This is a genomic window from Devosia enhydra (genome assembly GCF_900119845.1).
Classification (GTDB): Bacteria; Pseudomonadota; Alphaproteobacteria; order Rhizobiales; family Devosiaceae; genus FPKU01.
Genome location: NZ_FPKU01000002.1, coordinates 343,381 through 355,518, shown reverse-complemented (window position 1 = coordinate 355,518; position 12,138 = coordinate 343,381). Strand labels below are relative to the sequence as shown.

12 protein-coding genes are annotated in these 12,138 nt (G+C 66.6%); 5 read left to right on the top strand and 7 right to left on the bottom strand.

All coding sequences use genetic code 11. The annotated features are described in order from the left end of the window. Positions 1 to 2 precede the first annotated feature (2 nt). The 5 genes from BT183_RS10825 to BT183_RS10805 all read left to right on the top strand — a co-directional run bounded on the left by BT183_RS10825 (position 3) and on the right by BT183_RS10805 (position 5,231). Positions 3 to 1,076 (top strand): 3-carboxy-cis,cis-muconate cycloisomerase, encoded by a 1,074-nt coding sequence (locus tag BT183_RS10825; RefSeq protein WP_072342657.1) that lies wholly within the window; start codon positions 3 to 5, stop codon positions 1,074 to 1,076. Between the two features lie 4 nt (positions 1,077 to 1,080). After that, entirely contained in the window at positions 1,081 to 1,605 is a 525-nt protein-coding gene (locus BT183_RS10820; protein ID WP_244545311.1) for a TRAP transporter small permease, read from the top strand. Beyond that, on the top strand, positions 1,602 to 2,924 hold the full coding sequence (locus BT183_RS10815) for a TRAP transporter large permease (protein ID WP_072342651.1): 1,323 nt from the start codon (positions 1,602 to 1,604) through the stop codon (positions 2,922 to 2,924). The genes BT183_RS10820 and BT183_RS10815 overlap by 4 nt, the downstream gene beginning before the upstream one ends. 14 nt (positions 2,925 to 2,938) lie before the next feature. Beyond that, entirely contained in the window at positions 2,939 to 4,111 is a 1,173-nt protein-coding gene (pobA, locus tag BT183_RS10810) for a 4-hydroxybenzoate 3-monooxygenase (protein WP_072344603.1), read from the top strand. 79 nt (positions 4,112 to 4,190) lie between these two features. Further along, positions 4,191 to 5,231, top strand: a complete 1,041-nt coding sequence (locus BT183_RS10805) for a TRAP transporter substrate-binding protein (RefSeq protein WP_072342649.1) — start codon at positions 4,191 to 4,193, stop codon at positions 5,229 to 5,231. 199 nt (positions 5,232 to 5,430) lie between these two features. On the opposite strand, the gene BT183_RS10800 is transcribed toward BT183_RS10805, so the two are convergent. The 7 genes from BT183_RS10800 to BT183_RS10765 form a co-directional block, all read right to left on the bottom strand. Beyond that, positions 5,431 to 6,438 carry a hypothetical protein gene (locus BT183_RS10800; RefSeq protein WP_072342647.1) on the bottom strand — a complete coding sequence of 336 codons (1,008 nt, stop codon included), beginning with the start codon at positions 6,436 to 6,438 and terminating at the stop codon, positions 5,431 to 5,433. A 264-nt stretch (positions 6,439 to 6,702) separates the two neighbouring features. Beyond that, positions 6,703 to 7,677 carry an ABC transporter substrate-binding protein gene (locus BT183_RS10790; RefSeq protein ID WP_072342642.1) on the bottom strand — a complete coding sequence of 325 codons (975 nt, stop codon included), beginning with the start codon at positions 7,675 to 7,677 and terminating at the stop codon, positions 6,703 to 6,705. 22 nt (positions 7,678 to 7,699) lie between these two features. Then, positions 7,700 to 8,818 carry an ABC transporter permease gene (locus BT183_RS10785; protein WP_072344600.1) on the bottom strand — a complete coding sequence of 373 codons (1,119 nt, stop codon included), beginning with the start codon at positions 8,816 to 8,818 and terminating at the stop codon, positions 7,700 to 7,702. After that, a complete protein-coding gene (locus BT183_RS10780; RefSeq protein WP_072342639.1) occupies positions 8,815 to 9,705 on the bottom strand; it encodes an ABC transporter permease in 891 nt (296 codons plus the stop codon). Before BT183_RS10780 ends, BT183_RS10785 begins: the two co-directional genes overlap by 4 nt. A 55-nt stretch (positions 9,706 to 9,760) precedes the next feature. Next, complete coding sequence (locus BT183_RS10775; RefSeq protein WP_072342636.1) at positions 9,761 to 10,261, bottom strand: hypothetical protein; 501 nt, start codon at positions 10,259 to 10,261, stop codon at positions 9,761 to 9,763. After that, entirely contained in the window at positions 10,261 to 11,043 is a 783-nt protein-coding gene (locus tag BT183_RS10770) for an ABC transporter ATP-binding protein (RefSeq protein WP_072342634.1), read from the bottom strand. Before BT183_RS10770 ends, BT183_RS10775 begins: the two co-directional genes overlap by 1 nt. Beyond that, positions 11,040 to 11,588, bottom strand: a complete 549-nt coding sequence (locus tag BT183_RS10765; protein ID WP_072342631.1) for an endonuclease domain-containing protein — start codon at positions 11,586 to 11,588, stop codon at positions 11,040 to 11,042. Before BT183_RS10765 ends, BT183_RS10770 begins: the two co-directional genes overlap by 4 nt. Positions 11,589 to 12,138 lie beyond the last annotated feature (550 nt).

Sequence of the window (12,138 nt, the reverse complement as noted above, 5' to 3'; positions counted from 1 at the left end):
GCATGAGCCTGTCGGCCTTCGACCACCCGATCCTGAGTGCGATGCTCGGCGACCCCGAGATCGCCGCGCTGTTTTCGGTCGAGGCCGAAATCGGCGCGCTGCTGCGCTTCGAACGGGCGCTGGCAGAGGTGCAGGCCGGGCTGGGGCTGATCCCCGGCGAGGCGGCCGACGGCATTGCCCGCGCGATCGAAGGTTTTGTTCCCGATATCGCGGCGCTGGCGAGGGGCGCGGCGAGGGATGGCGTGGTGATACCGGCGCTGCTCGTGCAACTGCGCGAACGGCTGGAGCCCCGCCACCGGCAATGGCTGCATTGGGGCGCGACCAGCCAGGACGCCATCGACACCGGGCTGGTGCTGCGGCTGAAACCGGCTTTGGCCCATCTCGATGCCCGGCTGGGCGCGGTGATCGCTGCGCTCGAGACACTGGAGCGGCGCTTCGGGGCCCGCCCGATCATGGGCCGCACGCGGATGCAGGATGCCCTGCCGATACCGGCCGGGCACCGTATCGCCGCCTGGCGCGGACCGCTGGAGCGGCTTTCGGAGAGGCTGCCCGCGATCGGGCAGGCGGTGCTTCGGGTGCAGCTCGGAGGCCCCGTGGGCACGCTCGAAAGCGCCGGCGGCAAGGCCGAGGCGCTGCGGCAGGGACTGGCGGGGGCGCTCGATCTCAAGGCGTCGCCACGCTCGTGGCAGGCCGAGCGCGACGGGCTCGTGGGGCTGGCGCTGTGGCTGGCGGAAGTCTCGGCGAGCCTCGGCAAGCTGGGGCAGGACATGGCGCTGATGGCGCTCGACGGCTCGCTGGCGATTGCCGGCGGGGGCGGCTCGTCGGCGATGGCCCACAAGGCCAATCCCGTGCGCGCCGAGCTTCTGGTCAGCCTTGCGCGCTACAATGGGGCGCTGGCGCCCGCGATGCTGGCCGCCATGACAAACGAATTCGAACGCTCCGGCGCCACCTGGACGCTGGAATGGCTGACGCTGCCGCAGATGCTGGCCACGACCGGAGGCGGGCTGCGGCTTGCCGGCGAACTGGTCGGCCAGGTGACGCGGATCGGCACGGAGGGGGAGAGAGACGATGGATAACACGATGCCGGGACGCCTCGTGGGCGGGCTGGCGCGCTGGGTGGCGATCGCGGGAGGCGTGATCCTGATCGTGATCACCGCGACCACGGTGATCTCCATCATCGGGCGCGGGCTGATCTTTGCCGGGCTCAAGCCGATCCCCGGGGACTACGAACTGGTGGAAGCGGGCGTCTTCTTTGCCGTCTTCAGCTTCATGCCCTGGTGCCAGTATGTGCGTGGGCATGCCGATGTGAACATCGTCACCAATTTCATGTCGCGGCGCGCCAACGCGTTCATCGACATCATGGCCAACCTGCTGATGCTGGGGGCGGCGGTGTTCCTCGCCTGGCGGCACTGGCTGGGCATGCTCGACAAGCAGCGCTACATGGAAACCACCTTCATCCTGCGCATCCCGCTCTGGTGGATCTATGCCTCGGGCATGGTGGGGGCGATCACCTTCATCATCGTCTCGGCCTATTGCGTGGCCCGCGCCACCCATGAGTTCCGCCATCCCGAGGCGCGGCCGCAGATGATGGGAGCTTCGCATTGAGCAACGTCGCCATCGGCTTGACATCCTTCCCCATCCTGCTCGGCCTCATCTTCCTGCGCGTGCCCATCGGGCTCGCCATGCTGCTGGTGGGGATCGGCGGCAGCTACATGATCACCGGCTCGTTGAACCCGATGCTGGCGCAGTTCAAGTCGCTGACCCACGCCACTTTCTCGAATTACTCCTTCTCGATCATTCCGCTGTTCCTGCTGATGGGGCAGTTCGCGGCGTTGGGCGGGCTGTCGGCCGCGCTGTTCAAGGCGGCGGCGGACTGGCTCGGCCATCGCCGGGGCGGGGTGGCCATGGCGGCCATCGGCGCCTGCGCCGGGTTCGGAGCGATCTGCGGCTCCTCGCTCGCCACGGCGGCGACGATGGGGCAGGTAGCGCTGCCGGAATTGCGCAAGCACGGCTATTCGGGCCGGCTCTCGACCGGCACGCTGGTAGCCGGCGGTACGCTGGGCATCCTGATCCCGCCCTCGGTGATTCTGGTCATCTATGCCATCCTCACTGAGCAGAATATCGCCAAGCTCTTCATGGCGGCCTTCGTGCCCGGCATCCTCGCCGCCATCGGCTATCTCATCACCATCGCGATCTATGTGCGCTTCCGGCCCGAGGATGCCGGCAGGTTGCCCCGCGTGCCCTATCGTGAGCGCTTTGCCAGCCTCATCAACATCTGGCCGGTGCTGCTGGTGTTCTTCCTCGTGGTCGGGGGCATCTATTTCGGCTGGTTCACGCCCACCGAAGCGGCCGCCATCGGGGCGGCGGGCACGGGCATCATCGCCATCGCCAATCGCGGGCTCAACTGGGCCAATTTCAAGCAGGCGCTGCTCTCGACCGCCTCCTCGACGGCGATGATCTTCCTCATCGTTCTGGGTGCGGCGGCGCTCAACAGCTTCCTCGCGCTCTCGCAGCTGCCGCAGGCGTCGGCCGAATTCGTCACGAGCCAGGGCCTCAATCCGTGGCTGGTGCTGAGCATCATCCTGCTGTTCTACCTCGTGTTTGGCTGCGTGATGGATTCGCTCTCGATGATCCTTCTGACTGTGCCGATCGTCTTCCCGATCGTGACGGCGATGGATTTCGGCCTGCCGCCGGAAGAGTTCGCGCTCTGGTTCGGCATCCTCATCCTGATCGTGGTGGAGGTGGGGCTCATTACCCCGCCGGTGGGGATGAACCTCTTCATCATCAACTCGATGGCCAGGGACGTGCCGATGAGCCAGACCTATCTGGGCGTGCTGCCCTTCGTGGCTTCCGATCTCTTGCGCGTGGTGATCCTCGCGGCATTCCCGGTGATCACGCTGTTTCTCGTCAGGTTACTCTATTGAAGGACAGGGCCATGATGCGCACGCAGGTGGCGATCATCGGATCGGGGCCGGCCGGGCTGCTGCTCGGGGCGCTTCTGGGCAAGGCGGGCATCGACACTGTGATCGTGGAGGCGCGCTCACAGGCCTATGTGGCGGCGCGCATCCGGGCCGGGGTGCTCGAGGAGGGCACGACGCGGCTGCTTCAAGCCGTCGGCTGCGGGGCGCGGATGAAGGTCGAGGGGCTGGTGCATGAGGGCTTCGGGCTGGCCTTTGCCGGCCGGCAGCACCGCATCGACCTGCCCGCCCATGCCGGCGGGCGCACGGTGACCGTCTACGGCCAGACCGAGGTGACGCGCGATTTGATGGCGCATCGGGCTGCGCAGGGCTGGGCGAGCGTCTACGAGGCGGCCAATGTGGCGCTGCATGATTTCGGGGGCGAGGCGCCCAGCGTCACCTACGAGAAGGACGGGGTGACGCACACCATCGCCTGCGATTTCATCGCCGGCTGCGACGGCTATCACGGGGTGAGCCGGGCGAGCGTGCCGGATGCGGCCAAGGCACTCTACGAACGGGTCTATCCCTTCGGCTGGCTCGGGGTTCTGGCCGACGTGCCGCCCGCCGACCACGAGCTGGTCTATGCCAACCATCCGCGGGGCTTCGCGCTCTGCTCGATGCGCTCGATGACACGCTCGCGCTATTACGTGCAGGTGCCCACCTCCGACAAGGTGGACGCCTGGAGCGACGATGCGTTCTGGGACGAACTGCGCCGCCGGCTGCCCGAGCGGATCGCCGATGCGGTGACGCCGGGCCCTTCGATCGAAAAATCGATCGCGCCCTTACGCTCCTTCGTTTGCGAACCGATGCGGTTCGGACGGCTGTTCCTTGCCGGTGACGCGGCCCATATCGTGCCTCCGACCGGGGCCAAGGGGCTCAACCTCGCGGCCAGCGACGTGCATTATCTCTCGCAGGGCCTGATCGAGCATTATGGCGAACGCTCCGATTCCGGCGTCGACGCCTATTCGGGTCGCGCGCTGTCGCGCATCTGGAAGGCCGAGCGCTTCTCGTGGTGGATGACCTCGACGCTGCACCGCTTCCCGGACACCGACAGTTTCGGCCAGCGCATGCAGGAGGCCGAACTCGACTACCTGACCCAGTCGGCGGCGGCGACATCTTCGCTTGCGGAGAACTATGTCGGCCTGCCTTACTGAGCCGGACGAGCGATTACCGGGCAGGGGCCGCCGCAGCCCCGGCCAAGGACAGTCAGCAATGCGGCGTGGGAGGACAAAGATGAAGAGACGTTCTGTTGTGCTCGGCGGCCTCGCCGGCAGCCTTGTCGCCGGCCTGATGCTGGCCGGTTCGGCCCAGGCGCAGGAGGTGACGCTGCGCGTGCACCAGATGCTGCCTGCCCAGGCTACCATTCCGGCCAAGGCCATCGAGCCCTGGGTCAAGCGGGTGGAAGAGGCCTCGGGCGGGCGCATCAAGTTCGAGCTCTATCCGGCCATGCAGCTGGGCGGCGCGCCGGCCAATCTCTATGACCAGGCCCGCGATGGCGTGGTCGACCTGATCTGGACGGTGCTGGGCTACACGCCGGGCCGCTTCCCCAAGGCCGAAGTCTTCGAGATGCCGTTCCTCGTGACCACGGGCGAAGCCACTTCGGTGGCCTTCCAGCGCTTCGTGGAAGAGAACGCCATGGACGAGTTCGAAGGCGTCAAGCTCATCGCCGTGCACGCGCATGGGCCGGGGCTGTTCCACTCGATCGATCCGATCACGAGCCTCGAAGATCTGCGCGGCATGAAGATCCGCGGCGGCTCGCGCGTCATCAACGACATGCTGACGCGGCTGGGCGCCGAACCGGTGGGCATGCCGGTGACGGGCGTGCCCGAAGCGCTCTCGAAGGGCGTGATCACCGGCACGACGATCCCGTGGGAAGTGACGCCCTCGCTGCGCGTGGCCGAACTGGTCAAGAACCACACCGGCTTTTCGGGCGAGCAGGGGCTCTATACCCAGACCTTCGCCTTCACCATGAACCTCGACGCCTACAACAACCTGCCCGACGACCTGAAGGCCATCATCGATGCCAATTCCGGCGTCGAGACGGCGCGGGCCTTTGGCCAGGCCATGGATGGCGGCGACCAGGCCGGCCTCAAGATCGCGCAGGATGCCGGCAATTCCATCGTGACCCTCGACGAGGCCGAGACGGCCCGCTGGAAGGAAGTGGCGCAGGCCACCATCGACAACTGGGTGAGCCAAATGGATGCCTCGGGCGTCGACGGACGGGCGCTTTACGATCGGGCCGTCGCATTGGTGGCCGAGGAGACCGCCCGCTGAGGGCCTGTCGCGTTTGCTGACGCTGCATAGACAGAAGGGGAGGCGCGAGCCTCCCCTTTTTGCATCCTCAGTTGAGGAAGATCATGATGATGATGATCAGCCAGATCGGAATGCCGAGGAGCCAGAGGCCCAGTGCCTTGAACATGTCTATCTCCAGGAATGAGGGGCGGAGGGGCGCGGGGCCCGCTCCGCACAGTGATCAATAGCGGCGGAAGACGTCGGCGAAGACGGTCTGCTCGTCGCGGTGACGACCACCCATCGAGGCGGCCCACCAGGCGCCGGCGGCACTGACGAGCAGCGAAGCGGCGGCGAGGAAGGCGGCGATGATGCCGGTGCGACGAGCGCGGTCGGCAGCCTCGAGAGCCGTGGCCTTGGCCTCCTCGAAGCGGGTGAGGGCGGCATCGACACGGGCCTCGGCCTCGGCCTGCGGCAGGCCGGTCTGGCGGGCGACGAGGCTCGCAAGATAGGTGCTGTCCTCATCGGAGACTTCGCTCGTGGCGGCGTTGAGGAAGATGCGACCGACTTCGCCGCGGGTATCCTCCGAGACCGGCACGGCGAGAACCGAAGCGGGGGCTGTGGCGACGGGCGCGGTGACCGCCGGAGTGGTGGAGGCAGGCGTGCCGGGCGTGCCCTGAGCCGGGGTCGCAGGGGCCGCAGCGGCGGGTGCCGCGGCGACATCGGTGACCACGGGAGCACGGAACAGCGTATCGATCAGATAGGCATTGGGATCGAGCCCGTCTTCGCCGGCGATATTGGACGCGGCTTCGACGGCTGTGCCCGTGGCGTTGGAGATGGCGGTGACGGCAGCACCGACGCCGCTGGCGGCAATGACCGCACCGACGACCAGGGCGCCGGCCCAGACGAGCACGCCATGGGCGCCATCGCGCACATCGCTTTCATGCTCGGTGGCGTCATGGAACCGGCGACGCAGCCGGCCGGTGAGATAGGCGCCGCTCATGAAGCTCGAAACCTGCACCCAGAGCAGCCAGCTGGCGGCGGCGATGGCGATGGCGAACGGAGCCGCGCCCTCGCGGGCATCAAACGAGGTGAAGCTCAGCCCGATGGCCGAGCCGAATGTGAGCAGAACGAGGGAAATGGCCGAGGCCAGCACGATGCCGGCGATGATCGCCGGCCAGTCGACATAGGACGACTGTTCCTTGCTGTTTTCGGCGATTACCACCGTGTCGGCGGGAGCATTGATGGTCATGGGCGTGCCTCCTCTTCGGGTCGGCGGTTCATGCGAGGCCGATGAAGGACAGGATGGCCATGACGATGACCACGAGGCCGACGAGATAGATGATGCCGTTCATGGGAAACCCCTTGTGACGCGTTTGTGATGACTCTCCAAACCGTCGCTGTCGGCATTTGGTTGCCCCCTTGCCGCAATTTTGGGCAGGCGATGGCAGAAAAAGGGCGGCAAAAAGGGCGGGCACCGCTCGGCACCCGCCCCTGACATAGTCGCAAGACCCGATCAGAGCGCGTCGGTGATCTCGGTGGTATAGGCGCCGGTGGGCTCCTTGGTGATGATCTTCTGGTCGAGCAGCGCCTTTTCGGTGCGCTCGTAAGCGGTGAGATCGAGGGCCGGATCGTTGACGTCGATGAGCTTGCCGACTTCGCTCATCATGTAGATCTGGTTTTCGAGGATCTGGGCGCCGGACTCGTCATTGTCGAGCACGATCTCTGCGGCTTCCTCGGGGTTCTCGATGGCATACTGCCAGCCCTTCATCGAGGCGCGCACGAAGCGGACCATCTTGTCCTTGAAGGCGGCGTTGGCGAGATTGGGCTCCATGACGTAGAGCCCGTCCTCGAGCAGGTCGTTGTCCATCTCCGAATAGTTGAAGATGACCAGCTTGTCGGCGGTGAAGCCGGCATCGGCAGCCTGCTTGAGCTCGTTATAGGTCATGACCGAGATGCAGTCGGCCTGCCCGTCGATCAGCGCCGAGACGTCGAAATTCTGCTTGAGGACTGTGACCCCATCCGGCCCGCCCTCGGTGGAGAGCCCGAGCTTGTTCATCCAGGCCATGAAGGGATATTCGTTGCCGAAGAACCAGACGCCGAGCGTCTTGCCGGGGAAGTCGGCTTCGGTCTGCACCGGGCCATCCTTGGGGCAGATCATGAGCAGGCCCGAGCGCTTGTAGGGCTGGGCGATGTTGACCAGCGGCGCGCCCTGGTCGCGGGCGGCGAGCGCGCCACCCATCCAGGCCACCGCCACATCGGCGCCGCCACCGGCCAGAACCTGCTCGGGCGAGATATCGGGGCTGCCAGGCTTGATGGTGATGTCGATGTTTTCCTCGGCGTAGAAGCCCTTGTCCTTGGCGACGAAATAGCCGGCGAACTGGGCCTGCGGAACCCATTTGAGCTGGAGGGTGACCGGATCGGCCGCCAGCGCCGGCAGCGTTGAGAGCGCCAGCGCCCCGGCGGCCAATCCCAGAAGAAGCTTCCTCATATCGACGTCCCTTTCCCGATTGCTACGCCCGACCCCTGCGGACGGACGGATGCCAGAAGGTGACTGCCCGTTCGACAAGGGCGATCACGAAGTAAAAGAGCGAGCCTGCCAGCGCCGCCACCGCGATCTCGGCCCACACCAGAGGCAGGTTGAGCTTGCCGATCTCGGAGGACATGCGAAACCCCATGCCCACCACCGGCGAGCCGAAGAATTCGGCCACGATGGCCCCGATCAGCGCTAGAGTCGAGTTGATCTTCAGGGCGTTGAAGATGAAGGGCGCGGCGGCCGGCAGGCGGAGCTTCAAAAGGCTCTGCCAGGGGCTGGCGGCATAGGTGCGCATCAGGTCGCGCTCGATGGCGCTGGTGGCCTCGAGGCCGGCCAGCGTGTTGACCAGCATGGGAAAAAACGTCATCGCCACGACGACGGCGGCCTTCGAATGCCAGTCGAACCCGAACCACATGACGAGGATGGGCGCGATGCCGACAATGGGCAGGGCCGAGACAAAATTGCCCAAGGGCAGCAGCCCGCGCCTGAGGAAAGGCGAGCGATCGACGAGGATGGCGACGATAAAGGCCGAGCCGCAGCCGATCGCGTAGCCGATGAGCACGGCGCGCAGGAAGGTCTGCTGGAAATCGGCCCAGAGGCGGCTGGTATTGTCGAGAATGGCGGTCCCGATGCCCGAGGGCGGGGGCAAAAGCACGGGCGAGACATTGCCGCCGCGCGTCCCCGCCTCCCAGACCAGCAGGATGACGGCGCCGAAGGCGATGGGGATGAGTGCGCCGAGCACCGGGCTGGGCGCAGCTTTCGCCCGCAGATCGGCGGAGAGCCGTTCGGCAAAGAGCCAGGCCAGTACCCACACGGAAGCGAGCATGGCCCAGAACCCGGCCCGCGCCGCCTCGATGCCGGGGAGGATCGAGAGCAGGATGAGCCCGCCCACCGTGGCCAGCGTGCCCGGAATGGCGGCGGGCAGGCGATGCCGGTACCAGAAGATGAAGATCAGCGAGACGAGGCAGAAAGAGATGACGGGGGAATAATCCCAGGATTGCCGCACCCAGCCATCGGTGGTGACGAAGGGCAGGACGATAATTGCGCCCAGCAGCAGGGCTGCAGCAAGGGTGAGGAGGGTGGAAAGCCGCGTCATGCCGGGCGCGCCCCCATGCGGGCGGTGACCCATCGCTCGCCCAGCCCAACCAGCATGACGAGCGTGCCCGACATCACCGCCGCGACCACCAGCGCGGCCCAGATCTGCACCGTCTGCCCGTAATAGGAGCCGGCGAGCAGCCGCGCCCCGAGCCCGGCGCCCCCGGCCGGCAGTTCGCCGACGATGGCGCCCACGAGGCTGGCGGCGATGCCCACCTTCATCGAGGCAAAGAGATAGGGCATGGCCATGGGCCAGCGCAGCTTGGCAAAGACCTGCGCGCGGGCGGCCGAATAGGTGCGCATCAAATCGAGCAGGATGGGCTCGGGGCTGCGGAAGCCCTTGACCATGCCCACCACCACCGGGAAAAAGCTCAGATAGGCCGAGATCAGCGCCTTGGGCAAAAGCCCCTCGATGCCGATGGCGTTGAGCACGACGATCAGCATGGGCGCGATGGCAAGGATCGGCACGGTCTGGCTGGCGATGATCCAAGGCAGCATCGAGCGGTCGGCGGCGTCGTTATGCACGATCAGCACCGCGAGCCCGATGCCGAGCGCGGTGCCGATGACAAAGCCCAGAAGCGTCGCCGAAAGCGTCGCCCAGCCATGGTAGACGAGGCTGCGGCGCGAGGTGACGGCCTGTTCGACCGTGGTCTTCCACACTTCGGTCGCCACCTGATGGGGCGCCGGCAGCATGGGCTTGTCCATGTTGAGCAGGTCGCCCACGACCTGCGTGACCGGAGGCATCGGAACGCCGGTGCGCTGGTAGAGGCCTGCCTGCCGATCCCAGTTCATGCCCAGCGCGGCGACGTACCAGAGCACCAGGAGCGCGCCGAGCACGATGAGGATGGGGCCGAGACTGCCGGAACCGCGGGTCTTGCCGTGCGCCATGCCTAGTGCTCGCAGCACGGATCGGCCCAGCGGCCGTCGCGGAAGGCGCGGCCGGTCATCGCGCCGCCCCCTGGATAAACGAGACGGCGAGCCCGACCGTCTTGCGCGCATGAGCATCGCGCATGGTGATCCGGAACCCTGCCAGACCTGCACGTTCGTTCGGGCCGATCTTGAATTGCAGATCGAGCAGGGTCGGGTGGATGATATTGGGACCCCGATACGGGCCCTCATAGCAGGGCCCGGAATGCACTTGCCGCGATCCGTCGGGATCGAAGGCCTCGATACCGCAGGTGATCGTCACGACGCCGTTGCGTGGCTCCGCATTGCTGAACATCAGGGCCAGCGCGCCCTGCCGACCCGGCGGGAAATGCGACTGGCCCGACACGCGCGGCGTCTGCGGACGCGCGAACATCGCGTACCAGTCGAGGTGGTCGGTGACCATCGCGATGCCGGTGAACTGCCCATCGCTGGCCTTGTCCGCACCTACGGGCTCGGCGGATTGAGCCAATGCCGGAAGCGCCAGAACAACGAGCAGCAGGCAAAGCAGCAGCCTCATCAGCTTTCCTCGTAGGAATGGCCGGCCCTGAGGCCATCGCGGACGCGGGCGGCGAGGCGCAGGAATTCGGGGGTTTCGCGGATATCGAGCGGGCGCTCGGCCGGCAGGTCGCTGTCGATGACATCGATGACGCGGCCGGGGCGCGGGCTCATCACCACGATGCGGGTGGAGAGATAGACCGCCTCGGGGATGGAATGGGTGACAAAGCAGATGGTCTTGCCGGTGGCCGCCCAGAGCTTCAGGAGTTCGGCATTGAGATGATCGCGCACGATCTCGTCGAGGGCGCCGAAGGGCTCGTCCATCAGCAGCAGGTCGGCATCGAAGGCCAGCGCGCGGGCAATCGAGGCGCGCTGCTGCATGCCGCCCGACAATTGCCAGGGGAACCGATCGGCAAAGCCCTCGAGATTGACGAGCGCGAGGGTACGGGCGATGCGGGCCTGCTGCTCGGCGCGGGGGATACCCATGACCTCGAGCGGCAGGGCGATATTATGCGCGATAGTGCGCCAGGGCAGCAGCGCCGGGGCCTGGAAGACATAGCCATAGGCGCGCTTGAGCCGCGCCTCTTCGGGGGTGAGCCCGTTGACGGTGATGCTGCCTGAAGTCGGCTGCTCGAGATCGGCGATGACGCGCAGGAACGTGGTCTTGCCGCAGCCCGAGGGGCCGATGAAGGAGACGAAATCGCCCTTGCCGATATCAAGATCGACATCGGACAGCGCCACCACCTCGCTCTCGCGCGTCCTGTAGGTGAGCCCGAGGCCCTTGGCGGAGACGACGGGGGTCATTGGGCTGATTCCGGCGGGAGCAGCAGGATTGTCGCGTGGGGCAAGGCCCCCTCACCCGGATGGCAAGGGCCATCCGACCTCTCCCCCGAAGGGAGAGGTGAAGGGGTGGGGTCCGGCGGGAGCAGCGCTTGGGGCGAGGGCCCCGCATCCACAGGGAGAGGTGAAGGGGGGCGGGCGAAGCGGAGGTGGGGCGAGGGGGCCTGGGCGAGGCGGGCGGCGATGACGGTCATCACGCCTTCGGGATTCTTGAGGACATCGCTGTTCCAGAACCGGATTACCTCGTAGCCGTGAGCGGCAAGGGCAGCGGTGCGGCGGGCATCGGCGGGGTTGTCGGCATGCTGGCCGCCATCGAGCTCGATGACGAGATTGGCCTCCCGGCAGGCGAAATCGACGATGAAGGGCCCGACCGGTTGCTGGCGCACGAATTTATGGCCCAGCATCTGCCGGTTGCGCAGATGCTGCCAGAGCCGGTGCTCGGCATCGGTCATGTTCTGGCGCAGGGCGTGCGCGGCGCGGGCGGCGAAGCGTGTCTTGAGGACGCTCATCGTGGCTGGTCCTCGTCATGACATTTGTCCGTGGGGCAAGGCCCCCTCACCCGGATGGCAAGAGCCATCCGACCTCTCCCCCGAAGGGAGAGGTGAAGAGGGGTGACATTGCGTTTCACCCCTGGCGAGGTGTCGAGAGGGGCCGGGGTACCTCTCCCTCTGGGGGAGAGGTCGGGCTTTGCGGAGCAAAGGCCGGGTGAGGGGGCCTTCGACAAGGGCGCGGGATTTGCGGTTCTGATGATCAGATCACGCGCTGCAAGCTTGCCCATATTGCCCTCGAGCAAGCGGCAAGGCCCCCTCACCCGGATGGCAAGAGCCATCCGACCTCTCCCCCGAAGGGAGAGGTGAAGAGGGGTGACATTGCGTTTCACCCCTGGCGAGGTGTCGAGAGGGGCCGGGGTACCTCTCCCTCTGGGGGAGAGGTCGGGCTTTGCGGAGCAAAGGCCGGGTGAGGGGGCCTTCGACAAGGGCGCGGGATTTGCGGTTCTGATGATCAGATCACGCGCTGCAAGCTTGCCCATATTGCCCTCGAGCAAGCGGCAAGGCCCCC

Bases quoted from the DNA above. Each gene is read 5' to 3' on its own strand.
- BT183_RS10825 (WP_072342657.1), top strand. From the start codon at position 3: ATGAGCCTGTCGGCCTTCGACCACCCGATCCTGAGTGCGATGCTCGGC.
- BT183_RS10820 (WP_244545311.1), top strand. From the start codon at position 1,081: ATGCCGGGACGCCTCGTGGGCGGGCTGGCGCGCTGGGTGGCGATCGCG.
- pobA (WP_072344603.1), top strand. From the start codon at position 2,939: ATGCGCACGCAGGTGGCGATCATCGGATCGGGGCCGGCCGGGCTGCTG.
- BT183_RS10805 (WP_072342649.1), top strand. From the start codon at position 4,191: ATGAAGAGACGTTCTGTTGTGCTCGGCGGCCTCGCCGGCAGCCTTGTC.
- BT183_RS10800 (WP_072342647.1), bottom strand. From the start codon at position 6,438: ATGACCATCAATGCTCCCGCCGACACGGTGGTAATCGCCGAAAACAGC.
- BT183_RS10790 (WP_072342642.1), bottom strand. From the start codon at position 7,677: ATGAGGAAGCTTCTTCTGGGATTGGCCGCCGGGGCGCTGGCGCTCTCA.
- BT183_RS10785 (WP_072344600.1), bottom strand. From the start codon at position 8,818: ATGACGCGGCTTTCCACCCTCCTCACCCTTGCTGCAGCCCTGCTGCTG.
- BT183_RS10780 (WP_072342639.1), bottom strand. From the start codon at position 9,705: ATGGCGCACGGCAAGACCCGCGGTTCCGGCAGTCTCGGCCCCATCCTC.
- BT183_RS10775 (WP_072342636.1), bottom strand. From the start codon at position 10,261: ATGAGGCTGCTGCTTTGCCTGCTGCTCGTTGTTCTGGCGCTTCCGGCA.
- BT183_RS10770 (WP_072342634.1), bottom strand. From the start codon at position 11,043: ATGACCCCCGTCGTCTCCGCCAAGGGCCTCGGGCTCACCTACAGGACG.
- BT183_RS10765 (WP_072342631.1), bottom strand. From the start codon at position 11,588: ATGAGCGTCCTCAAGACACGCTTCGCCGCCCGCGCCGCGCACGCCCTG.